The 23,599-nt window shown below is 44.5% G+C and carries 17 protein-coding genes; 8 read left to right on the forward strand and 9 right to left on the reverse strand.

Annotated features, from left to right (window positions below):
* Positions 1-41: 41 nt before the first annotated feature.
* The 6 genes from VRU48_RS04295 to hemF form a co-directional block, all read right to left on the reverse strand.
* Positions 42-1,184, reverse strand: a complete 1,143-nt coding sequence (locus VRU48_RS04295; protein ID WP_330106688.1) for a tetratricopeptide repeat protein — start codon at positions 1,182-1,184, stop codon at positions 42-44.
* Between the two features lie 87 nt (positions 1,185-1,271).
* On the reverse strand, positions 1,272-2,354 hold the full coding sequence (locus tag VRU48_RS04300; protein WP_330106689.1) for a tetratricopeptide repeat protein: 1,083 nt from the start codon (positions 2,352-2,354) through the stop codon (positions 1,272-1,274).
* A 27-nt stretch (positions 2,355-2,381) separates the two neighbouring features.
* A complete protein-coding gene (gene gyrA / locus VRU48_RS04305; RefSeq protein ID WP_330106690.1) occupies positions 2,382-4,946 on the reverse strand; it encodes a DNA gyrase subunit A in 2,565 nt (854 codons plus the stop codon).
* Positions 4,947-5,256: 310 nt separating this feature from the next.
* Positions 5,257-8,244 carry a helix-hairpin-helix domain-containing protein gene (locus VRU48_RS04310; RefSeq protein ID WP_330106691.1) on the reverse strand — a complete coding sequence of 996 codons (2,988 nt, stop codon included), beginning with the start codon at positions 8,242-8,244 and terminating at the stop codon, positions 5,257-5,259.
* On the reverse strand, positions 8,244-9,410 hold the full coding sequence (dinB, locus tag VRU48_RS04315) for a DNA polymerase IV (RefSeq protein WP_330106692.1): 1,167 nt from the start codon (positions 9,408-9,410) through the stop codon (positions 8,244-8,246). The genes VRU48_RS04310 and dinB overlap by 1 nt, the downstream gene beginning before the upstream one ends.
* 575 nt (positions 9,411-9,985) lie before the next feature.
* Entirely contained in the window at positions 9,986-10,879 is an 894-nt protein-coding gene (gene hemF / locus VRU48_RS04320; RefSeq protein ID WP_330106693.1) for an oxygen-dependent coproporphyrinogen oxidase, read from the reverse strand.
* Between the two features lie 142 nt (positions 10,880-11,021).
* Between hemF and VRU48_RS04325 the strand changes: the two genes are divergently transcribed.
* Complete coding sequence (locus tag VRU48_RS04325) at positions 11,022-11,237, forward strand: hypothetical protein (protein ID WP_330106694.1); 216 nt, start codon at positions 11,022-11,024, stop codon at positions 11,235-11,237.
* A 232-nt stretch (positions 11,238-11,469) separates the two neighbouring features.
* Here the strand turns inward: VRU48_RS04325 and VRU48_RS04330 are convergent, their stop codons facing one another.
* Positions 11,470-12,693 carry an MFS transporter gene (locus VRU48_RS04330; RefSeq protein WP_330106695.1) on the reverse strand — a complete coding sequence of 408 codons (1,224 nt, stop codon included), beginning with the start codon at positions 12,691-12,693 and terminating at the stop codon, positions 11,470-11,472.
* Between the two features lie 84 nt (positions 12,694-12,777).
* Positions 12,778-13,950: a redoxin family protein gene (locus VRU48_RS04335; RefSeq protein WP_330106696.1), complete on the reverse strand. Its 1,173-nt coding sequence runs from the start codon at positions 13,948-13,950 to the stop codon at positions 12,778-12,780.
* Positions 13,951-14,079: 129 nt separating this feature from the next.
* Here VRU48_RS04335 and VRU48_RS04340 point away from each other — a divergent pair, with 129 nt between their 5' ends.
* The gene (locus VRU48_RS04340; protein ID WP_330106697.1) at positions 14,080-15,534 is read left to right on the forward strand and encodes a sensor histidine kinase; all 1,455 of its coding nucleotides are present in this window, start codon (positions 14,080-14,082) and stop codon (positions 15,532-15,534) included.
* On the forward strand, positions 15,535-16,218 hold the full coding sequence (locus tag VRU48_RS04345; RefSeq protein WP_330106698.1) for a response regulator transcription factor: 684 nt from the start codon (positions 15,535-15,537) through the stop codon (positions 16,216-16,218).
* Positions 16,219-16,375: 157 nt separating this feature from the next.
* Here VRU48_RS04345 and VRU48_RS04350 read toward each other — a convergent pair whose 3' ends face one another.
* Complete coding sequence (locus tag VRU48_RS04350) at positions 16,376-16,684, reverse strand: phosphoribosylpyrophosphate synthetase (protein WP_330106699.1); 309 nt, start codon at positions 16,682-16,684, stop codon at positions 16,376-16,378.
* A gap of 102 nt (positions 16,685-16,786) precedes the next feature.
* Between VRU48_RS04350 and VRU48_RS04355 the strand changes: the two genes are divergently transcribed.
* The 5 genes from VRU48_RS04355 to VRU48_RS04375 all read left to right on the forward strand — a co-directional run bounded on the left by VRU48_RS04355 (position 16,787) and on the right by VRU48_RS04375 (position 23,569).
* Positions 16,787-17,272: a DUF4442 domain-containing protein gene (locus VRU48_RS04355; protein ID WP_330106700.1), complete on the forward strand. Its 486-nt coding sequence runs from the start codon at positions 16,787-16,789 to the stop codon at positions 17,270-17,272.
* A gap of 17 nt (positions 17,273-17,289) precedes the next feature.
* Entirely contained in the window at positions 17,290-17,922 is a 633-nt protein-coding gene (locus VRU48_RS04360; protein WP_330106701.1) for an AlbA family DNA-binding domain-containing protein, read from the forward strand.
* Between the two features lie 53 nt (positions 17,923-17,975).
* Positions 17,976-19,334 carry an MATE family efflux transporter gene (locus tag VRU48_RS04365; protein WP_330106702.1) on the forward strand — a complete coding sequence of 453 codons (1,359 nt, stop codon included), beginning with the start codon at positions 17,976-17,978 and terminating at the stop codon, positions 19,332-19,334.
* 115 nt (positions 19,335-19,449) lie between these two features.
* Positions 19,450-22,221, forward strand: coding sequence for a TonB-dependent receptor domain-containing protein (locus VRU48_RS04370; protein ID WP_330106703.1), 2,772 nt, complete (start codon positions 19,450-19,452; stop codon positions 22,219-22,221).
* A 19-nt stretch (positions 22,222-22,240) separates the two neighbouring features.
* On the forward strand, positions 22,241-23,569 hold the full coding sequence (locus VRU48_RS04375; protein ID WP_330106704.1) for a DUF4876 domain-containing protein: 1,329 nt from the start codon (positions 22,241-22,243) through the stop codon (positions 23,567-23,569).
* Positions 23,570-23,599 lie beyond the last annotated feature (30 nt).

The raw sequence follows: 23,599 nt of genomic DNA on the forward strand, positions 1-23,599 counted from the left end.
CCATTACCCAAACTCCTCCTATTTTTACGATTATAATCATCTTAAAATTCGTTGAGTTTTCTTTTGAGTTCCTGCACCTTGTCTAACCTGTCTTTCCTGGTGTAGATTTCAATCAGCAATTGAATGGTATTCTTGTCGTTCGGATTGATTTCGTGTGCGCGCAACAACGTAAATTCGGCACGGTTTACATAAGAATTGAACTTTTGCTTGTTTTTGTCTTTCAGGCTCGAATTGGCATTGTTCACGTAAACCAAAGCCAACTGATACAAGGCATCGAAATAATTCTGGTCAACTTCCAGCGCTTTTTTATACGTGGTTTCGGCGCCCGTACTGTTGTTCAGGTGCGATTGTTGCAAATAGCCGTATAAAAACAGCAAAAGCTTGTTTCTTTTTTCTGTAGCTATAGAACCTTCGATAATTTTGGCCGCCTGCGTGTATTTTTCGTTGTCCAGCAGCAAGTTGATGTAATCGTTGGTCAGAAACGGATGATACGGATTAAGCTTTAAGCCATCTTCCAAAATCTTGATCGCCATTTCGCTTTCAAATTTGGACGCATAAATATTGGCCATTTGCTGAAAAACAACCGGATTTTTGATGCCATTGTCTTTCGCTCTTTTAAAATACGTCAATGCCTCATCATACGATTGGATATTTTGGGCACATAAAGCCACATTTACCGCTATGGCCGTATCTGTAGGCAGATAATCGCTCACCTGTTTGAGCAAGCCAAAAGCCGTCATGAAATCGTTCTGCTGGTAAGCCTTGTTGCCTTCTGCCTGCTTTTTGATGATGATATTGTAGTGGGCCGCTTTAATTAAGGTAGAATTGGCCTGGTATTTATCAAGTTCCTTGGCTTTCTCCAGTGCCTCTGTGGCCAGTCCGTAATATTTGTCAGAATTGGCTTCGTTCTCGTCAATCAAGGCCACATAAGAACTCAAATAGGCTTTTATCGACCATGTTTCGGGCCAGTTTTTTGTTTTTTTATCGTTCTGGGCTGCTTCTACCGCCTTAATCCCCTCTCCTATAATGGTCAGCTGTTTTTTAACCTCTTCTTTATTAGCGATACTGGCCTGCAGCTTGCCTACGCTGTTCTGCGCCAACTGGATCTGCGATTTTTGGGCAAAGCTTTGATGAATATGGGCTAAACAAACGAAAACAAGGGCAAATACAAATTTCTGGTTCATGCTTCACAGGGGGTGTTGGTCAACAAAAATAACAAAAAAGAGGGATAAAAAAATTTATCCCTCTTTCCTTTAGGCTTTAAGCTATTCCTAGTTTGCCGGAATGGCGTCCAATCTTTTCTTGATGGCTTCCCAATTAGCCGTATCGTTTTTGAAAGCATAGATTTGCTTCAAGGTTTCCAATGCCGGTACATATTTAGGGTTGATATCCAACGCTTTTTTGTAGAATGGAATCGATTGGTCGATCAAACCTACAATTTTGGCAGAAAGCGCTTCATATTCCTTGGTTTTTTTGGCATCAAGCTTATTTCTTGTTTCCTGAACGGCCAAGGCTTGTTTGTAATAGGTATCGCCCATGAGGTAATGGTAAACTTCTTTGCTAGGATCTTTGGCAATCAGCTTGGTTAATGATTCCTGAGATTTTGCAATATCGCCTTTGGCAATGTACAAATCTGTTTCTGCACCAATAAAGTTGGCTTCGTTAGGAAATTTGGCCAAAGCTTCTTGAATGGTAGCCAAAGCCGCCGTAGTATCTTTTAGCTTATCGGTTTGCAGGTTGATGATCTGGATGTAGAAATCTTTGGATTCAGGTACGTTGAAACTTACCACTTTCTTAAAGTTATCTACAGCTTCCTGATATTTACCAACTAGATTAGCTGTTACCCCAACATTGATGTACATGGCGGTGTCTTTTGGATTAGTAGCCAGCAATTCCTTAAAGATGCTCATCGCGCCAGCATAGTCTTTGCTATTGTAAGCTCTAACTCCTCTGTTTCTTTTGGCATTGATGAGGTTGATCTCTGCCGTAGCGATATTGTCTTTTTCGCTGCCTTTGGTATCTAAAGTTTTGGCTTTGCTGATAGCTTCTTCGGCAATTTTTTGTTTGCCCAAAGCATTGTTTACGTCAACCGTGTCCAACCTCGAAATCTCCGAAGAAAGCAAGGCCCTGTATGACCAGGCTTCCGGCATTACCTTAGATTTTTCGTTGGCAATGGCCAGGTCGGTATGGGCAAGACCTTTGTTAAGCGCATCCATAGATTTGGCATAGCCTTGAGAGCTGATCATTGTTACATACAAGTTCCACGATTTTTGCGACTCGTTTACTTCACTCTTTTGCGCATTTGCAAGCGTAGCAACACCTACAAGCAATGTACTTAAAAGCAATTTTTTCATTATTCTTTAGTTTTTTTCGAAATTATATTAATTATCTGCTGTTTCGCCTTCGGCAGCAGGATTGTTATTATTCTCTGGATTTTCGTCGGTACCTGTTGCAGCATCCGTTACATTTCCTTCTGTTTCCTCCTCTTCGTCTTCATGCTGGATTTTTGCTACCGAAGCAATCTCGTCGTTACCTTTTAAAGTAATCAAACGAACGCCCTGCGTAGCCCTTCCCATTACCCTCAGCTCGCTTACCACAATCCTGATGACGATACCTGATTTGTTGATGATCATCAAATCGTCGGCATCGGTTACATTTTTAATGGCTACCAATGCGCCGGTTTTATCGGTAACATTAATGGTTTTAACACCTTTACCACCCCTGTTGGTCACGCGGTAATCGTCAATATCGGTACGTTTGCCATAGCCTTTTTCCGACACCACCAAAACCGTAGCTTCTTTATCGTCTACAGCAATCATGCCAACTACTTCGTCTTGGTCGTGCGCCAAAGTTACGCCCCTTACGCCGGTAGCGGTTCTGCCCATCGGCCTCACGGTGCTTTCGTTGAAGCGGATAGCTCTGCCCGAACGCAATGCCATTACGATTTCGCTGCTTCCGGTAGTCAAGCTGGCTTCCAGCAATTGGTCGCCTTCGTTAATGTTGATGGCGTTGATACCATTAACCCTCGGCCTCGAATAAGCCTCTAGCGAAGTCTTCTTGATGGTACCTTTTTTGGTACACATGATGATGAAGTTGTTCTCTAGATATTCTTGGTCTTTCAGGTTAACTACCTTGATATAGGCCTTAACTTTTTCTTCTTTCGGAATATTGATGATGTTTTGCAAGGCCCTGCCTTTGCTGGTTCTGCTTCCTTCAGGAATTTCGTAAACCCTGAGCCAGAAACAGCGTCCGGCTTCGGTAAAGAACAGCATATAGTTATGGTTAGAGGCAATCAGCAAGTGCTCGATGAAATCTTCGTTTCTCGAATCGCTGCCTTTTGAGCCCTTGCCACCACGGCTCTGCGTACGGTATTCGGTAGCAGGTGTACGTTTGATATAGCCTTCGTGCGAGATGGTAATTACCACTTCTTCGTCTTCGATGAAGTCTTCCATGCTCATGTCTTCGGCAGAGTGAACGATGGTGGTACGGCGCTCATCGCCATATTTATCGGCCATTTCGGCCAATTCGTCTTTGATGATCTGCATACGCAAACCTTCGTCGGCCAAAATAGATTTCAAATATTCGATGGTTTTCATCAATTCGGCATATTCTTCTTTGATCTTGTCGCGTTCCAGTCCAGTTAACCTACGCAAGGTCATGTCGAGGATGGCACGTGCCTGGATATCGCTCAGACCGAATTTCTCCATCAAGCCTACCCTTGCCTCGTCTGGCGTGCTCGAAGCACGGATCAGTTTAATCACCTCTTCGATATGATCGAGGGCAATTAACAAGCCTTCTAAAATATGGGCGCGTTTTTCGGCCTCGGCCAATTCGAACTTGGTTCTGCGGATTACCACATCGTGACGATGGTCGACAAAGTGGCGGATGATGTCTTTAAGGTTAAGCAACTGCGGACGGCCGTTTACCAACGCAATGTTGTTGACGCTGAACGAGGTCTGCAAAGCGGTTTGCTTAAACAGGTTATTCAATACGATGCTTGCATTGGCATCGCGCTTGATTTCGTAAACGATACGGATACCGTCTTTGTTCGATTCGTCTTTGATGTTCGAAATACCCTCGATTTTCTTCTCGCCAATCAGTTCGGCGGTACGCTCAATCATTTGGGCTTTATTTACCTGGTAAGGTATTTCGGTAACGATAATGCTTTCGCGATCCCTGTTGCTTTCTATTTCGGCTTTGGCGCGCATCACGATACGGCCCCTACCGGTTTCGAAAGCTTCTTGAACGCCGTTATAGCCATAAATGATTGCTCCGGTTGGAAAATCAGGACCTTTGATGTGCTTCATCAACTCGGCAATGGTAATTTCATTGTCGTCGATGTAAGCCACTGTGGCGTTGATGGCTTCGGTAAGGTTGTGCGGCGCCATGTTGGTAGCCATACCTACGGCAATACCAGATGAGCCGTTAATCAATAAGTTGGGAACTTTAGAAGGAAGAACAGTTGGTTCTTGCTCGGTATCGTCAAAGTTGAACTGAAAATCGATGGTGTCTTTATTGATATCTGCCACCATTTCTTCGGCAAGCTTGCTGAATCTCGCCTCGGTGTAACGCATCGCTGCCGGCGAATCGCCGTCAACCGAGCCGTAGTTTCCTTGTCCGTCTACCATCAGGTAACGCAAGCTCCACTCTTGGGCCATACGTACCATGGTCATGTAAACCGACGAATCGCCATGCGGGTGGTATTTACCCAGTACCTCACCTACGATACGTGCAGATTTTTTATATGGTTTTCCGGCACCTAAACCCAAACCCAGCATCCCGTACAGAACACGGCGGTGTACCGGCTTTAAACCGTCGCGTACATCGGGCAGGGCCCTGCTTACGATAACGGACATCGAATAGTCGATGTAGGCAGATTTCATCTGCTCGTCTATGTTAATCGGGACTATCTTGTCGTTCTCTTGATTTTCTAAATCTTCTGCCATAAATAATAATGTTCGTTAAAAACGAAATTTAAATTAGGTATTGTTATAACCTTGCGAATTTAACAAAATAAGCGCCAACCTGTGCACTGATGTGGAAAAGTTTTGCACATGGGGATAATCGGCTTTAACCTGTTCTTTTGGCGGGACAATGGCCTAAAAACGAATGTCGCGTCCTTAATTCGGCTACTCCTTTTTTGAATGCACCATGCCAACAATGTGGATATTTTAACAAGGACTAGAATTGTTAAACTACTGACTATGAAGCACCCTTGCCAAGTTTCCGAAAACTTTGCAGGCGTGCTTTTCAACCTTAGGTCTGCAATACCGGATTATCGACAATGGGCAGCTTGGCAAACTGCATCACCTCGATACTGGGCACGCCAAAATCCATCAATACCCTGCCCAAAATAAGATAGCAACCCTTGCCCCTGAACGGATAAACCGGCGTACGGTTGGCAAAATGCGCGGTATCGAAAAAATCGCCTTCGCTATCGATAAAGGTTCCAAACCACATTTTAGAATTTTGCGAGGTATGCACCGTTTTCTCGCACACATAATTGCCCAGCATTTTAACGATTTTGCCTTCGTAGCGGTCGAGGTCTTTGGCCAGCACATCGCCACGGTAAGGGGTTTTGAGCAAATCGAACATGCTGATGCTGAGCGGAAAACCCAACAACTCCAGCTCCTGATAGGCATCTTCTACCAAATCGGTAGCCAAGGCAGGCAAAGCATAAGGCTTAACAGGCAGGCGAAACAATTCGTTGCCTGCCACAGGCCTGTTCGAGTTGCCCAAATGGTTGTGTACTTCCCAAAGCAGTTCTTTCTTGCTTTTGCCCGTAAAACGCAAAGCGCCTATGCGAATTAAAATCAGGGCCTGCTCTAAGGTAAGGCCGGTACGTTTAATCAGGTCTTCCAAATCGGCATAGTTGCCGTTGGCTCTCCGCTCTCTCGGAATGAGCTCCACCAGTCTGTTTTCCAGTCCCTGAATACCAATAAAGCCCAAATAGGCTTGGTCTTTTTCAATGTTTACTTCGGCATCGCTATGGTTTACGCAAGGCAGGTTTACCTGAGCTCCTGTTTGCTGCAAGGCGTGTACATATACCCAGCGCTGGTAAAAACCGCCGTAGTTATTGAGCACGGCTACCATAAACTCCATGGGGTAATAGGTTTTAAGAAATAGGCTCTGGTAGCTTTCTACGGCAAAACTGGCCGAATGGGCCTTGGAAAAACTAAATCCGGCGAAACTCGATATCTGTCGCCAAACTTCTGCCGTAACGGCCTCTTCCCTGTCCATGGCCTTGGCTTTGCTAAAAAAACGCTGGGCCAACCGGTCAAACTCAACCTTTGCACGGTATTTGCCACTCATGCCACGGCGTAAAATGTCGGCATCGGCCAGGTCTAGGCCCGCATAGGCGCAACAAACCTTGATTACGTCTTCCTGATACACCATAATGCCAAAAGTATCGCCCAACTGTTCTTCCATTACCGGATGCAGGTATTTCACCTTATCGGGTGCATGATAGCTTTGGATGTACATTTTCATCATGCCCGAACTGGCCACCCCTGGTCTGATGATGGAACTGGCCGCTACCAGAGTGAGGTAGTTGTCGCAACCCAGTTTTTTGAGCAATTGGCGCATGGCCGGCGATTCGACGTAAAAACAACCGATCGGCGTGCCCGCCTTAAGCTGTGCATTGAGGTTGGGATCTTCTTTAAAGGTCTTAAAATCGTGTATATCGATTTGTTTTTGCTGGTTTTGGGCAATAAGCTTTACGGCTTCCCTGATGTGGCCAATGCCTCGCTGGCTCAGGATATCGTACTTGTCGAGGCCGATGGCTTCTGCTTCGTACATATCCCATTGTACGGTGGGCATACCTTTTGGGGGCAAATCTAAAGCGGTATAATAGGTTAACGGCTCTTCGCTGATGAGGATGCCACCGGCATGGATAGAACGCTGATTGGGCATATCGTTCATAAAGGTACCCACAGCCATGATTTTTTTGAAAATGGGATTGTTCCTGTTGGCTATTTCCTTGCTTGGGTCAACAAAATCGTCTATTTCGCTTTTGGGCAGACCCATTACCTTGCCCACTTCCCTAATCACGGCCCTGGTTTTAAAGCTGCTCATGGTGCCCAGCAAAGCGGTATGATTGCGTCCGTATTTTTCGAAAAGGTAGTTTTGGATGTCTTCGCGTTCGTCCCAGCTGAAATCGATGTCGAAATCGGGCGGCGAACTTCGCTTGTAGTTCAGAAAACGCTCAAAATACAAGCCTAGCGCAATGGGGTCTACATCGGTTATCTTTAGACAATAGGCCACGATGCTGTTGGCGCCAGAACCACGGCCTACATGATAATAGCCTTTTTCCATGCCATAACGTACTACGTCCCAGGTAATGAGAAAATACGCACAAAAATCGAGGTCGGCAATTACCTTTAATTCCGACTGTATACGCATTAAAGCTTCCTTGTTATCGGTTCCGTACCTGTAGCCAAGCCCTTTCATGGCCAGTTGGATTAGCAGTTTCAGGTCTTCTTCGGCACTGCTGGTAAAGTATTTTTTGTTCTTCTTGCCAAAGGTGTATTCGTCGGTACTGCAGCTGTCTAGCAGTTTTTGGGTATTGGACACAATGAAATCGTAGCATTCGAATTTGGCACGCAATTCCAGCTCGTCTATAAAAACCTCGTCGGGTTTGCAGGTGTCTTTTTCGGTGAGCTTGCCCAGCACGGTATTCAGTCCGATAGCTCTCAGGTATTGATGCAGCCGGTATTCGATTTTGTCTTTTACGGTAACCGGATGAAGAACCACCAATTGATGTTGCAAATGCCCCAAAGGCTTTCCGGCCAGGCTGTTCAGTTCGCTGGCTCTGATGCCTATAAATTCGTTTTCGGCTAATTTGTTGCGCTTGCCATAAGGAAAAACAAGGTAAGCGTTCTGGAACTTTGGCGGCTCGAAAGGCAAAGGGGTTTGATTGAGGTTATGGAGGGTCAAAAAATCGTTTAGTTCCTTCATTCCCTCTTTGTTTTTGGCAATGCCGATATAGAGCAACTGTTCGTCGCGCCTAAATTCTATGCCCACTATGGGCTTAAATTGATAAGGGGGCCAATATACGCCATGGCGATCTTCAAAGCCTGCGCCGTGTTTCCTGCAAACGCGGATAAATTCCATGCAACCCGTAGAGTTGTTGATGTCGGTAAGTACCAATTGATGGATATTCTTTGCCCTTGCTTCCATCAACAAGTTTTCGATGTGCATGGTGCCATACCTGAGGCTATATTGCGAGTGGACATTGAGCAACATCAGCGACCTATTTTATCGGGAAAAACCGTAGCCAACCGAACGGCATCCGTACCATACAGGTTGCGGATTTTGTCCATACGCTGGTATAAATTGTACATTTTTTCTGAAGGACCATATAGCGAAATCTGCTCATAGCCACCTACCAGATGCGACAGCTTAACGCCGACCAAACGCAACAACATGCGTTTTTGGTAAACCTTGTCGAAAAGTTCCTTGGCTTTGGTAATCAATATCGAATCGAGCGAGGTATAAGGAATTTTGGCCTGTTGGGTAACCGTTTCGAAGTTGGCATAGCGAATGGTTACCGTAACACAGGCCGTCAGTTTGTGCTGCTGGCGCAGTTCGAAGGCCAGCTTGGTTACCATATCGGTGAGTAGTACTTTCATGCCCGCTACGTCCATGCTGTCGCTATCGAAAGTGCTTTGTTTGCCGATGGATTTTTGCTCGCGGTAAGGCACCACGGGCGAAAGATCGATACCGTTGGCCTTTTGCCAGAGGCTGAGTCCGTTTTGACCCAGAATTTTGAACATCAAATCGGGCGGTATTTGGGTGAGCGTATGGATTTTGCGTACGCCCATTTCGCTCAGTTTGATAAAGGTAGAATCACCCAGGCCAGGAATTTTTTTAATGGAAAGCGGATTGAGGAAAGGCTGCACTTCTGGTTTGCTCACCTCTTTTTCGCCATTGGGCTTGCACTCGTTGGTCACGATTTTTGACACCGTTTTGTTGATGGAAAGCCCGAACGAAATGGGCAAGCCAATTTGATCTAATATGGTTTTACGCAACTCTTGGGCAAACTTCATGCAGCCAAAAAAGCGGTCCATGCCCGTCATGTCGATGTAATGCTCATCAATACTAGCCTTTTCTAAAATGGGCACTCTTTCTTGGAGGAGTTCTGTAACCTGGTGCGAATAGTAGCTGTAGTCGTCCATGCTGCCTTTAACGAAAATGGCATGCGGACAAAGCTGACGGGCCATCCGCATGGGCATAGCCGAGTGTACGCCAAATTTGCGGGCCTCGTAGCTGCAGGAAGATACCACTCCCCTGTCGGAAAGCCCGCCAATAATGACGGCTTTTCCTGCCAGTCTGCTGTCTTTTTTAATCTCTACCGAAACAAAAAAGGCATCCTGGTCCATGTGGATGATATGTTTATCGGCCAACTGCATAAATCAAGACAAATATAATACTAATATTATTAGTATTATATACTTAATATTAATTTTTACTAAATTATTTAGCTTTTAAATTAATAAGGTCTACCTCAATCATGCTGTTGGTGAAGAACACCAACAATGGCAAAAAAATGGCTTTTTGGAGAAGAACTTTAGCTTTCGTTGGTGTTCTTCTCCAACGAGTAGAGCGCACATTGATGGCGTGGTTTAGCAAACGGCTTGTTGGTGAGGGACACCTACAAGTGCATAAAATTAGTATTATCCATCTTGATTTAATTTTTGCTAAAATAATTAGCTTTTAGATAAAGAGGTAGTCGGGCTAGAAATAGTGGCCACAGATTAACAGATTTTAACTAGAAGCATAGCATCATGGCTTTCGTTGGTGTTCTTCACCAACGAGTAGAGAGCGCATAGGTAGCATGGTTTAGCAAATGGCTTGTTGGTGAGGAACACCAACAAGTGCATAAAGTTTAGATTTATCTAGCTTTAAATAGTGCCACAGATTAACAGATTTTAATTAGAGATAACAGCTTAGTACCGTTTTAATCATTAGTGCACCATAAATGCCATTACACCCAGTCGATGCCTTTTTTAAGCAGGTTTTTCGTCTGTTCTTCTTCGCTACCAGCCAAGATATGTGGATTATAATTCCATTTGGCGGTTGGCGGCAGGCTCATCAGGATGCTTTCGATACGGCCATTGGTTTCGAGGCCAAATTTGGTGCCGGCATCATAAACGAGGTTAAATTCGGCATAACGGCTACGGCGCAGGTATTGCCATTCTTTCTGATGGTCGTTATATTCTTTATCTCGATTACGATCGATCAGTTCGCTATATACGGGAATGAAGGTATTGCCCACGGCCAAAGAAAAATCAAGCAGCTGCTTAAAATCCAGCGAGGTGTTTTCGGGTTTGAGCCTATCGTAAAAGATACCACCTACGCCACGGGTTTCTTCGCGGTGCTTAATGAAAAAATAATCGTCGGCATGCGCCTTGAATTTGGGATAAAAAGAGGCATCGAACTCATCGCAGGTCTGTTTAAGGCGGTGATGGAAGAAACGGGCATCGGTTGGGATGATGTAATGTGGCGTAAGATCGATGCCTCCACCAAACCAGCGGGTCTGCTCGTCCATTTCGAAATACCGGATGTTCATGTGGATGATCGGCACGAAAGGATTTTCGGGATGCATCACGATAGAAACACCAGTAGCAAAAAAATCATCGTTTTCTACCTTGAATGCTTTTTTAACGGCCTCTGGCAGTTTTCCATGCACGGCAGAGAAGTTTACGCCACCTTTTTCGATAACGTTGCCGCCTTGCATAACACGGGTTCTGCCACCGCCTCCACCCTCACGTTGCCAAAGCTCTTCTTCGAACTTTGCCCCGCCATCGGCCTGAACCAAACCCTCACAAATACTGTCCTGAATTTGCTGATATGCTGCTGCTACTTCGTCCCTAAACATGGTTGATTAATTTGTTGTAAAGTTACGGCTAATTCGAGCTAATCGGCCGCAAATATAGAGAAAGTACATTTTTTTGACAGATGCATTTATCTCTTTGATTATGATTACATTAGATTAAGTTTAACCATAAAACCAAAAACAGATGAAAAAAATGAACCTGATCAGCAAAGCTGAAATGAAAAACGTACGGGGTGGCGACGATCCAATATCGTTTTGTGTACCAGTTGTACTTTGTTTTGACGTAAATGCCAATAAACCTGTTAAAATCGAGGTTGGCGAATGTGGCGCACAAGAAAATTGGGCAGTTTGCTACTCAAATGGCTATGGTGGCTATACAGAAGGTTGCGTACCTTGCTAAAAAAACAAAAGCCACAGATTGACAGATTGTAAACTAAATCTTTCAATTTGTGGCTTCAATATTAAGGAAGCTAAACTTCTACGTAATTCTAAATCTTTACAAAAGGTTTCCTTAATGCAACAAACGCAATTATCAAACAGAGGGCTGTGTACCTTGCTAAAAACAAAAAGCCACAGCTTAGCAGATTCAACTTGCAATCTGTCGAGCTGTGGCTTCAATATTATTAAGAGAACTAAACCTCTACATAATCTAGGTCTTTGTGAAAGGTTTCCTTCAACATGCTTAAGGCAACAAGCGCAATTACCAAACACACGCCTCCAACAATCAATGCGCTTTCGAGGATGCCCACATGGCTTTTCAAAAACAGGAACGACGAGGTAACCAATACCACCGAGCCTCTTACAAAATTGGGTACCGTGGTGGTAACGGTGGCTCTTAGGTTGGTGCCAAACTGTTCTGAGGCAATGGTCACAAAAGTAGCCCAATACCCAGAGGCAAAACCCAAGAAAAGGCTGAGCCAAATAAACGTTTTTGGCGTGAGTCCTTCGGCTCTCAAGTAAACCATAACGGCAATGGCCGTTAAGGCAAGGAAGATGAACATTACCTTTTTGCGTGATTTGAGCATCTGGCATAAGAAACCTGCCACGATATCGCCTATAGCTATGCCTATATAACAATACATTACGCCCTCGCCAGCATTTAAAACGCCACTCGCATTGAGGGCTTTGCCAAACTCTGGCGAAAAGGTAATCAGCACGCCTACTACATACCACAAAGGCAAGCCGATTAAGATGCAGCACAGATATTTTTTAAACCGGCCGGCATTGTTAAACAGCATCCACATGTTGCCTCGCTGCACATTAGCCTCTTTGGTTTCCTTGAACATGCCCGATTCTGCCAGCCCTACCCGCAACAGCAACAAGGCCAAACCCATGCCGCCGCCAACATAGTAGCTATGTTGCCAAGAAAACGCGTCGCTGATCAGATTGGCCGCTACGGCACCGAACAAACCTACGCCAGCCACGATCATGGTTCCATAGCCCCTGTTCTTTTTGTCCATGCTTTCGGTAACCAGGGTAATGCCTGCCCCCAGCTCTCCGGCAAGGCCTACGCCTGCAATAAAACGGATAATGGCATAAGCGGTAACCGAAGTTACCATGCCATTGGCGATATTAGCCAGAGAATAAAGGATAATCGAACCAAACAGCACGCTTAAACGGCCTTTTTTATCGCCTAAAACGCCCCATAAGATACCGCCCAGCAACATGCCAAACATCTGGGCATTGATAATCGAGGTGCCTACATTAAGCATATCGGCACTGGCTACGCCCAATTCGGTGAGGCTTTCTAACCTTACTACCGAAAAGAGAATAAGATCATAGATATCTACAAAATAGCCCAGTGCGGCTACGATAATGAGCAGTACTAATTTTTTGTTTGGAGCGACTTCTTTCATACAGTTTAGTTTGGAGCGATTAAGCTACAAAAAAAAACGAAAACAAGCCTTGCGAAGTTTCTAAAACTTCGCAAGGCTTTGCGCCTACTTTTCGAGCACAAGAAAATCAACCTTCCTATTTGCCTTTTCCAAACCAAGGCCCATGTCTTTTAAAATATCGTTCAGCGTTTCGGGTTTTTCGGGCTGGAACGAGAATTTGATGTCGAGTTTTTCATTGTTGCCGGTTTCATCTACCACAAGACTTTTGTAAACGCCAAAGGTTTCCAAATAGTCGGCAAAATCTGTCATCGTGATACTTTGTTGATCAATTTTGCCATGCATAGAAAAATAGGTCCTGTTGCCGGAGGTATTACGCTTGATTTGGCCAAATTTACCCTGGTCTACGATCTTGAGCACATAAACTTCCTTATCCTGCTTTTGTATCGAGGCTTTGATGCCAAACTGCTTGGCCAAGGCGGCTTTCAGGCTCGGAAACAACTGTTCTTTTTGGGGCACGATGATATCGAGGCAATAGCGCTGCTTCTCTTTGTCGTCAACCTTATTAATAGTTCTTCCATAACCGAAACTGCCAAATGCTTCCTGGTACATATTTCCTATGCCCACATTGATAAAAGTAAGCCTCCTGCCTGCAAATGCAGGCTGATCCATAAAATTCAGTCGCATACCCGGACCGCCTTTGATTTCAGGCTGTATAACCAACCTGTTTCTAACCGTGTCTTCGGCAAAAAAATAAGTCTTGATATAATCGGCGGTGAGATTATCTTTTTTCTCCGGCAGGTGAACCTGTTGGTTGGCCAGCAAACTGTCTATCACCTTTTCGGTAATGCTTTCGGGGTTGGTAACGGCAATCAGTTTGCCATCGGGCGAAATGAGCGCACTATGGGGAATCAAGCGGTGCGGAAACAGTTCGCCCATCTTGCCGGCAGTATCGATGGCGTACCAGAGCTTAGAGGGCCTTGCTTTCATAAACTGTTTGGTGCGCTCGGCAGTTTCCTGCGTTACGTTGATGACCTGCAGCCTGTCTTTATATTTGTTTTGTAGTTGCTGTAAATGAGGCATGGCTTCTATACATGCCCCGCACCAGGTAGCCCAAAATTCTATCCATACCAATTTGCCTTTAAACTGTTGCAGATTAGCGGTTTTAACCGGTGCATTTAAAATGGTTTCCAGCTTAAAGTTGGGTACTTGCTCGCCTTTTTTAACCTGCGCAAAAGCGACATTGCCCAGCAACAGCGCCATCAGAATCATCTTTTTCATCATTTGTTATATTTTATCCGCTACAAACATGGGGCTAAAAAGCAGGCCTTCAGGTTAAGCGCAGTTAAGTAAAGTTAATTAGTGTTAACTGATGCAGGGATTAACTGAAAGGAGTACTATGTTTGCAATATGCAGAAAAAGATAACCTGGGTTTTGGTTCTGATGAGCTTTTGCGTGCTGGGCATTACCGGCCTGCAGCTGTATTGGAACTACCAGAACTATCAGACTACGGTAACCAATTTTAAGAAAGACAGCAACGATGCATTGACAAAGGCCGTAGACGATGAAATAGGCCTCAGGCACCAACTGATCAAATCAGCTGTCAGAAAATGGCTGAGCGATACCGCTTTCATCACCATTACCTGCGACATCAATAACCGCGACAGCAATACGGTTTTCCACATGCGCGATACCCATCCTTACTTTAAAGACGCAAAACCGGTAAGCATCGGCATTGCCAATTTTAAGGAAAAGGTGCGACAAATTACACCCGAAGCCAAAAATATCTTCATTAATCACTTTACAGACAATACGCTTGGTGGCGATCTGCGCAAAGGCATTATTTATTTTTATACCCAGCGCCTGGGCGACAGCCTTTCGCGCATTTATAATTCGACCAAAGCCAATACAAATAGCCTGGCCACTCTCTTTAAAAAAGAACTGACCAAAAAGGGCATTTATACGCCATTTAAGCTCAATGTCAAAAAAAACGACCAGAAAATATTCGTTACCCCAAAAGTGAATACGGCCCTGCGCAGGCCCTACGAGAAGGAAATGGTTTGGGCCAGTTTGGAAAATCCGAATGCCTATTATTTCAGAGAGATGAGGTGGCTTATCATCAGCTCCCTGCTGCTGATCGGTATTACCGTTTTCTGTTTTTATTATACCGTTAAAACCCTGCTTAATCAAAGCAAACTGGTCGCGATGAAAAACCAGTTCATCAGCAACATGACCCACGAAATACATACGCCCCTGTCGTCGATACAGATTACCGCCGAAGCCATGCAACAGTTTGACCAGGATGTGGCAACGCGCAATAAATACCTCGATATTATTCTTTACCAGACCAAAAAGCTCACGCATTTAACCAAAGAGATACTAGGCAATGCCAAATTAGAGCATATTGCCTTTCCAACCAACGAAACCATTAAACTCAGGCATCTGGTAACGGAAGTAATCGATTCGGTGCCTTTGCCAACAGGTACGCATATCCAGTTTGAGGCAAGTCCAGACTTGGTTATCAAGGGCAACCAGTTGCATTTGTTCAGGGCATTGAGCAACGTGGTCGAAAATGCTATCAAGTACAATACCGCTACTAATCCTTTAATTACCATTTACTATCTTGTTAAAAACAAAGAAGTTAACATTTATATCGCCGATAATGGACCGGGCATTGCCGATGAATTTAAAGGAAAGATATTCGATCAGTTTTTCAGGGTGCCAACGGGCAATGTGCACGATATTAAAGGCTATGGCTTAGGCCTCAGTTATGTGCAAAAGGTTATTATGCAGCACCGCGGACAAATCAAGGTAAGCGATAACCGGCCAAACGGCAGTATCTTTATCATTCAACTCCCCATCTAAATGACAAACAAAAGATTGTTGCTGGTAGAAGACGAACCTTTCCTGGCCAAGGTAATTACCGATAGCCTCGAACAAAAAGGCTATGCCGTAAGTCATGCGGCAGATGGCAAAAAGGGCTATAACCTCTTTCAAAACGGGCTGTTCGACCTGCTGATCTTAGATGTGATGCTGCCATACACCGATGGCTTTACCCTGGCCAAGCAGATAAGGCAAAGCAACGAACATATCCCTATTTTGTTCCTTACCGCCAAAACCACTACTGCCGATGTAATTGAAGGCTACCAAAGCGGTGGCAACGATTACCTCAAGAAACCCTTTAGCTTGGAAGAGCTTTTTCTCCGCATAGACGAACTGCTGAAAAGAACATGGCGCGAAGACAAAGCCATTGCCGAATCGATTGTGATTGGCGATTATTTATTCAACCATCCCAAACAAGAACTTTCTTTTCAGGACAATACCATACAGCTTTCGCATCGGGAAGCAGAACTGCTCTGGCTCCTCTACAAAAACAAAAACCACTTAACCGAACGAAAAATGGCCCTACTGTCTTTGTGGGGCGACGATAGTTTTTTCAATACGCGTACCATGGACGTATTCATCACGCGTTTGCGCAAGCACCTGCAAAACGATGAAAAAGTGCAGATCATCAACGTGCGTGGTATGGGTTATAAGTTGATTTGTTAGGACTGGAATTGTTGTCTATTGTAAATTGCTAAACTGTTAAATTGTTGTTATTGTTAAACTGTTATTCATTGAGCTAACAATTTAACAATCGTAGCAATGAAACTTAATTACACAATCACTTAGTCGCCAGCAATTCAACAATCAAACAATTGCACTTTTAATCATGATGCACTTTAAGCTTGTCGATCAGTTCTGCCGAGATATTTTCTGCATAAGCGCCATAAGCATCAACCAATACGCCTTTTAAATTGCCTACAGCCGAAGAAATGGCATAAACTACCGAACTGTCGCCTGGATCGGTCATGCCCTCAAAACGGTAGAATTCGTCTATTTCAAACTCTTCTGGCATCAGTTTAAGGTCTAGGGCCTTGCATTCGATGCTATCGTCGGTCAGGTTAAAATCGTATTCGTAGCCGCGTTGCTCGAGGTCTGACAAGGCACCGCTCAGGGTATCGTAAATATGCATAGCCTAATTTACTATTTTTTGACTTAAACAAGCCATCAATTTGCAGTTAAATTCCGTTATAAAACTTTCAAAGCTCAATAGTATTTCAGATATTTAACCATCATGATAGTTTCAGAGAGAACCCTTAAATGGGCCTTGTGCTTATATCCACCACTATTTTTTCAGCGAATTTGGGTCAGAAGGTTCCATCCCGGCTTTAGGGGCGTTGATGTCAAGATCAGCAACAGCTTTTTGAACAGAAACTACAACGGTTCTATTTTTGGCGGTTCCATCTATGCCGCAACAGATCCTTTTTATGCCATCCTTTTCGACCAGTTGATGCAGCGCAGCGGGTTTAAGGTACGCGTTTGGCTCAAGAGCGCTTCCATCCAATACCTGAAGCCCGGGTTAACCAGCCTTTACTTTACCTTGGTGGTTACCGACGAAATGATAGCCGAAGCCAAAACAGCGCTCAACACCACCGGAAAGTTTGTCAAATCGTATCCGATGGAGCTTTACAACAAACAGGGCGAGCTTTGCGCTACTGTACAGAACGAAGTGTACCTGCGCACCAAATTTCCAGGCGAAAAACAAAAAGTGGCCATTTAACATTTAAAGCTTAGGTTATGAACATCAAAAGACTGATCCTGGAAGGCGAAAACGTAAGCTTGGATTTTAAAAAGACCATTAGCAGTGTCGAAAAAATCGCCAAAACCCTGGTTGCCTTTGCCAATAACAAAGGCGGCAAACTGTTGATCGGCGTTACCGACGATGGCGCCATCAAAGGCGTTAAATCTGAGGAAGAAGAAAAATACATGATCAACAAGGCGGCCCATCAGTTTTGCAAACCAGCCATAGAACCCAAGTTTGAAGAAGTTTATATCGACGACAAGGTGGTTCTGGTAGTCGATATCCCGCAAAGCGATTCGAAACCCCATTATGCCATGGACGAAAACAAAAAATGGTGGGTTTATTTCAGGGTAAAAGACAAAAGCATTTTGGCCAGCAAGATTATTGTAGATGTACTGAAGCAGGACAACCAGGAAACAGGCCAGCTTATTGCCTATTCGGAACACGAAAAGAAGCTGCTCGAATATTTGGAAGAACATGGCCGCATTACCCTGAAAGAATACAGCAAACTGACCCGAAGCGCCTACAAAAAGGCACAGAAAATTATTGTAAGCCTCATTTTAACCGGCGTAATCCTACCCCATACTTCAGAAAAAGAAGAGTATTTTACCGTAGCCGGGCTCAAATAATTTGACACAAAACGGGCCGATTTGTGGGATAAAAACCTCATTTTTGTAAGCTTATGCTACAAGCCCTCTACACTAAATACAAGCCCTACTACAAAGAAAACCTCATATTGGCCGGTCCGATTGTGGTTTCGCAGATTGGCCACATGCTGGTGCACATGGCCGACAGCATTATTGTGGGCCAGTTTGCCGGAACGGTGCAATTGGCAGCTGTTTCTTTGGTGAACAGCTTGTTTACGCTGATTTTGGTTTTGGGCTTGGGCATTTCTTATGGCTTAACGCCTTTGATTGCGAAGGAAAATGGTGCACAAAACCACGAAGAGTGTGGCCGGTTGCTTTCCAATAGCTTGCTCATTAACATTTTTACAGGAATAATCTTATACAGCCTGCTCCATTTTGGCACACTGGCTGCCATCGATCATTTGGGCCAATCGCCGGAAGTGGTCAAATATGCCAAGCCTTACCTGGGCCTGTTGTCTATATCGATTATTCCGCTGATGGTTTTCCAAACTTTTAAGCAATTTGCCGAGGGATTGGGCTTTACCAAACAAGCCATGTTCATCTCCATATTTGGCAACCTGCTGAATATCATTTTGGGCATCATCTTGGTCAAAGGCTTATTCGGCATTACGCCGATGGGTGTAAAAGGCGTAGGTATCAGTACGCTGGTCGATCGTTGTTTGATGGCCTTGGTGATGTGCTATTATGTGCTGACCTCTAAGAACTTCAAAAAATACCTCCAAAAATTCAAGTGGACTTTTATAGATAAGGTAAGAAGCAGACAGATCATCAAAATTGGTGCGCCGGTTTCTATGCAGTATGTATTCGAAATCAGCGCATTTAGCGGTGCGGCCATCCTGATTGGTACTTTTGGCGCCGCACCACAGGCCGCACACCAGATTGCCATTAATTTGGCGGCTTTTACCTACATGATTGCCAGCGGAACCGCATCGGCAGCTACCATTAAAACGGGCAATTACCTGGGCAAGAAAGACTTGATTAACCTGCGCATCTCAGCAGTAGCCAGCTATCATGTGGTATTGGCATTTATGAGCTTCACGGCACTCCTCTTTATCTTGGCCAGCAGTATTTTGCCTTACATTTACACCAATGATATTGCCGTGGTCGAAATTGCGGCGCAGCTTTTAATCATTGCCGGTTTTTTCCAGTTGTTTGACGGTACACAGGTAGTTGGCTTGGGTGTTTTGCGTGGCATTGGCGATGTAAATATTCCAACCTTTGTTACTTTTCTTTCGTATTGGGTAATTGGCATACCGGTAGGCTATTTCTTGGGCATGCACCTTGGCATGGGCGTAAAAGGCATTTGGTACGGCCTGACCATTGGCTTGTTAACGGCCTCTATCCTATTGTTTTTCAGGTTTCAACACCGCACCAAGCTCTTGGCCAATTCATAAAAAAGCCGTTTAACTTTTGTGTAACAAATCCAAATTATAATTAAGAATTATTCTAAATAACTTGTCTGGCGTCCATAATTTTTACATCTTTGCGCCAAATTAGAATTAGTCTTAATTGAAACTACTTTATACCCTACTTTTATCGTGCAGCCTGTTTAGTGCCTTTGGTCAGCAAAACGCTACTATTTCGGGCAAAGTAAGTGCCCCATCTGGTCAAGCGCTAGAAGCTGTCAATATTAAAATTGTAGAGCTTAACCAATACTTAAACAGCAACAAGGATGGCCTATTCAAGGTACAGCTTAGCAATATTGGCAATGCGATACTCACTTTTGAGTTTTCCTACATTGGCTACCAAAAACTGACCAGACAAGTTAAGCCTACCGCAAATGGTTTTGATTTTGGCACTTTAGTAATGCAGGAACTCAACCTGAGCCTAGCCACCATCGACATCAATGCCAAGAGAAGCTACGAAGGTTCATCCAACTCGTCGCTCCTCATCAGTCGAGATATTATTGAACGTACACCGGCATTGAGCCTTTCAGACCTGCTCAACCAAATCCCGAACAGAAAAGTGACGCCTCCGTCTTTGCAAAACGTACAGAACCTTACTTTGCGTTCTACCTTTGCACCTACCACCAACAACAGAGGCGCATTTGAAATGAACAATGCCTTTGGCGTGGCTATTATTGTTGATGGCAATGCCATTAGCAACAACATGAACATGCAGAGCTTTAATCCGGGTATGTTGGGGGTAAGCAATTCCTACTTGTCAAGTGGCAATTCGTATGGCTTAAGCGGTACAAGCACCACATCCTACTCTGGCGACTTTGCCTTTGGTGGAACGGATTTGCGACAGATACCTGCCGATAACATCGAAAGCATCGAAGTGATTTCTGGTGTTGCACCAGCCAAATATGGCGATTTAAGCGATGGCGCGCTGATTGTTGAACGCCAAGCGGGCAAAGCGCCGGCTTACCTGCGCATGCAATTGCGCGACAATGCCACCTCTTATGGCTATTCGCAGGGCTTTAAGCTCTCGCCCAAAGCCGGGGCGTTGAACGTAGGCCTCAACTACGTTAATTCTTTTGCCGATAACCGCGACAAAATCAAGGCCTACCGCAGAATCAATGCTTCTACCATGTATACCAATACTTTTGGCAAGGAGCAACGCCTAAAAAACACATTGAGCATCGATTACGGCCAAAACCTAGATGGCATTAAACGCGATCCGGACGATATCAGCAAAACCGTAACCAAGTTTAACAGCTGGAATTTCAGCGTAGCTAATCGCAGTTTTTACCGCCTAAACACCAATTTCCTCAAAAGCGTTTCACTTAACCTGCGTTATGCCGAGGGGCATCAGGTGAGCTATAAAGAACAATACAGAAACGATCCGTATGCCATTATTTCTGATGCAACTACCACCGGCATACATGAAGGAAGCTATGTACCGGGCATTTATACAGCCCAGTCGCTAATAGATGGCCGACCAATTAACGCTTCGGCCAAATTGGATTTCAATGCTGATTTTAAAATCGGGAATACTACCCATTTCCTAGGTTTTGGCATGAGCTATGATTATGGCGCCAACAAGGGCTTGGGACAGGTTTTAGACCCTACAAGGCCTCGCGCACAGACGTCCATTACCCCTACTTCACTCACTTCTAACCGTTCTGAGCGCTATTACGATTTTGCATTGGCGATACCGCAACAAAACGTTGGCCTTTACGTAGAAGATGTGTTTAAACTGAACCTCTTTAAAAGGGAGTTGAACGTACGTGGGGGTTTGCGCTACGATATCCAAAATGCCCTGCCATCCTTCTCGCCTAGGATTAATGCCAACTATTCGTTGAGCGACAACCTGAGGATAGGCTTGGCTTACGGCTTGGCATTTAAATCGCCTTCGTTGGCGCAAAGATATCCTGGACCCGTATACAATGAAATCCCCTTGGTAAACGCTTACAACGGCAAAGTGGCCGAAAGCACTTACCTCGTTTACGTTAACCGTTACGATCCTACGGCCAGCAACATCAAGTCGTCGAAGAGCCAGACTTTCGAATTCACTTCCCAGCTCAAGCTTAAGGATTACCGCATTTCATTGGCCGTTTTCAGCAAACAATCGAGAGATGGTATCAGCACTGTTGCACAAAGAGAATATATTACTTTACCGTCTTATACGGTTACGCCGGTACCCAACCAAAAACCAATCATTACACAAACAGGTACCAAAAACTATAGCTTCACCTACTCTACGTTCAACAACGATTTGAGGTCGGATAACGATGGGATTGAACTGATTGCCAACACGCCACAAATCAGTGCGCTGGCTACCAGCTTTAACCTTACCGCGGGTATTTTCAGAACAAAATACCGTACCAACAGTCCGAGGCAATCGAGTTTTACCGACGAGGGTACCTCCAGACCCGACTATGCTATCATCGGCATTTACGAACCGACCAACCGTACTTCGTATTTGAGCAATGCTTCGTTGAGTTCGTCTACGCATATTCCGAAAATCAGTTTGATCGTCAGCTTTATTGCCGATTTTTCGTTGCTTCAAAAAACCGTGCAATCGCCAACAGCAGGCATCCCGCTGGGCTATCTTACCCGCGATGGCAGATACATTACGGTAACAAATCCAGATCCAAGCAATTTGGATTATGGCCATTTGATCAAGCCTTCGTCGGAAATCAACGAGAACAATGTGCCTAAAATCATTCCCAATTTCCATTTGAGCCTAGCCAAAGAAATCAGGAAGCGTTTCAGGTTTGCCTTTAACGTGTACAATGTATTCAACTATCAGCCTTATTATATTTCGACTACCAATAATTATACTTTCCCTAACAGTGCTCCAACTTTCGGGGCTGAGATTTCGTTAAAACTTTAATTTTTTTAATCGCAACAACATGAAAAAATACCTTTACCTGTTTTTGGCCAGCTTAGCACTAACGGCCTGTAAAAAAAATAACACGACAGAGATACAACCTATCGACGTAAACGTAAATGTATCTTACAACCTCGAAACCAGCACTTACAAGCTGCCTTTAAACGTTGTAAAAGTTAAGGTAACCAATGTAAGCACCAAAACCGTTCGCGAGTTTAATGTTTCTGAAAAAGGAACTTTGCTGATTTCGCAATTATCGCCAGGTGCCTACGATATTGATGCTTCGGCAACGATTTCGGCCGCAGATTATACGGCCATTACCGCTATTCCAGTAGATAAAGCCGTAACCTTCAATGCTTCACTCAAAAACAAGCAGATCGTGGTTGGCTTTAGCGAAACGCTTTCGCTGAACCTAACGGCTGGTTTTACCGGCGATTGGGTAATCAAGCAGGTATACTTTGCAGGTTCAGACCGTGTTAACGGCGCCTTGTACAGGGATCAATTTATAGAGTTTTACAACAACAGCGATAAAGTATTGTATGCCGATAGCCTTTACTTTGCCGAAACCGTAGGCCTGATTACCAAATCTACCGCCAATACCTACAATCTATTGGCCTCAACAGGCCAGTTAGACTGGTCTAAATCGGTAAATATGCCAGCCAATATCGATGCCAATAACGATTACATCTATGCCCGTGCATTTTTGATGATTCCTGGAACCGGCAAACAATATCCTGTACAGCCAGGCAAAAGCATTGTAGTAGCGCAAACCGCTATTAACCACAAGGCACCGTTTACCGGTGCCGATGGCAAGCAGATTACAGTAATCAATCCGGCATTGACCGTTGATTTGAGCGGCGCCGATTTTGAAGCCTATTATGCCCCATTATTGGCCAAGCCTTTGGCATCTGATATCGACAATCCGAATGTGCCAAACCTTACCGTGCTTTCGTATTTCGGAACTGATATGATTTTCGACAATCCAGGCAGGTATTCTTACGCCTTGATCAAAGCGGATGGCACTCAAAGCCCTAAAGATTGGCCAATGTACAATTATCCAACCAAGGCTACTCCTTCGTCAACAGCCACCAAATACTATCAAATTCCAAACAAATACGTAATCGATGCCGTTGAAGTTCAGCCGGTAGAGGCCGATGATCGTATTCCTAAAAAATACAACTCGGCGCTAGATGCGGGCTTTACCTACGTACCACTGGGGTCTTATACTTCGCAGTCGATCATCAGAAAAACCGAAAAAACAGTAAACGGACGTATCGTATTAAAAGATACCAACAACAGTACCGAAGATTTCACTTTCCTCAACGTAGCTACGCCAAGAGGTTTTAAATAACATAACCATTGCCAGCTTTAAACGGCTTGC

The sequence above is a fragment of the Pedobacter albus genome (assembly GCF_036324255.1).
GTDB lineage: Bacteria > Bacteroidota > Bacteroidia > Sphingobacteriales > Sphingobacteriaceae > Pedobacter > Pedobacter albus.

Bases quoted from the DNA above. Each gene is read 5' to 3' on its own strand.
- VRU48_RS04295 (WP_330106688.1), bottom strand. From the start codon at position 1,184: ATGAACCAGAAATTTGTATTTGCCCTTGTTTTCGTTTGTTTAGCCCAT.
- VRU48_RS04300 (WP_330106689.1), bottom strand. From the start codon at position 2,354: ATGAAAAAATTGCTTTTAAGTACATTGCTTGTAGGTGTTGCTACGCTT.
- gyrA (WP_330106690.1), bottom strand. From the start codon at position 4,946: ATGGCAGAAGATTTAGAAAATCAAGAGAACGACAAGATAGTCCCGATT.
- VRU48_RS04310 (WP_330106691.1), bottom strand. From the start codon at position 8,244: ATGTTGCTCAATGTCCACTCGCAATATAGCCTCAGGTATGGCACCATG.
- dinB (WP_330106692.1), bottom strand. From the start codon at position 9,410: ATGCAGTTGGCCGATAAACATATCATCCACATGGACCAGGATGCCTTT.
- hemF (WP_330106693.1), bottom strand. From the start codon at position 10,879: ATGTTTAGGGACGAAGTAGCAGCAGCATATCAGCAAATTCAGGACAGT.
- VRU48_RS04325 (WP_330106694.1), top strand. From the start codon at position 11,022: ATGAAAAAAATGAACCTGATCAGCAAAGCTGAAATGAAAAACGTACGG.
- VRU48_RS04330 (WP_330106695.1), bottom strand. From the start codon at position 12,693: ATGAAAGAAGTCGCTCCAAACAAAAAATTAGTACTGCTCATTATCGTA.
- VRU48_RS04335 (WP_330106696.1), bottom strand. From the start codon at position 13,950: ATGAAAAAGATGATTCTGATGGCGCTGTTGCTGGGCAATGTCGCTTTT.
- VRU48_RS04340 (WP_330106697.1), top strand. From the start codon at position 14,080: ATGCAGAAAAAGATAACCTGGGTTTTGGTTCTGATGAGCTTTTGCGTG.
- VRU48_RS04345 (WP_330106698.1), top strand. From the start codon at position 15,535: ATGACAAACAAAAGATTGTTGCTGGTAGAAGACGAACCTTTCCTGGCC.
- VRU48_RS04350 (WP_330106699.1), bottom strand. From the start codon at position 16,684: ATGCATATTTACGATACCCTGAGCGGTGCCTTGTCAGACCTCGAGCAA.
- VRU48_RS04355 (WP_330106700.1), top strand. From the start codon at position 16,787: ATGATAGTTTCAGAGAGAACCCTTAAATGGGCCTTGTGCTTATATCCA.
- VRU48_RS04360 (WP_330106701.1), top strand. From the start codon at position 17,290: ATGAACATCAAAAGACTGATCCTGGAAGGCGAAAACGTAAGCTTGGAT.
- VRU48_RS04365 (WP_330106702.1), top strand. From the start codon at position 17,976: ATGCTACAAGCCCTCTACACTAAATACAAGCCCTACTACAAAGAAAAC.
- VRU48_RS04375 (WP_330106704.1), top strand. From the start codon at position 22,241: ATGAAAAAATACCTTTACCTGTTTTTGGCCAGCTTAGCACTAACGGCC.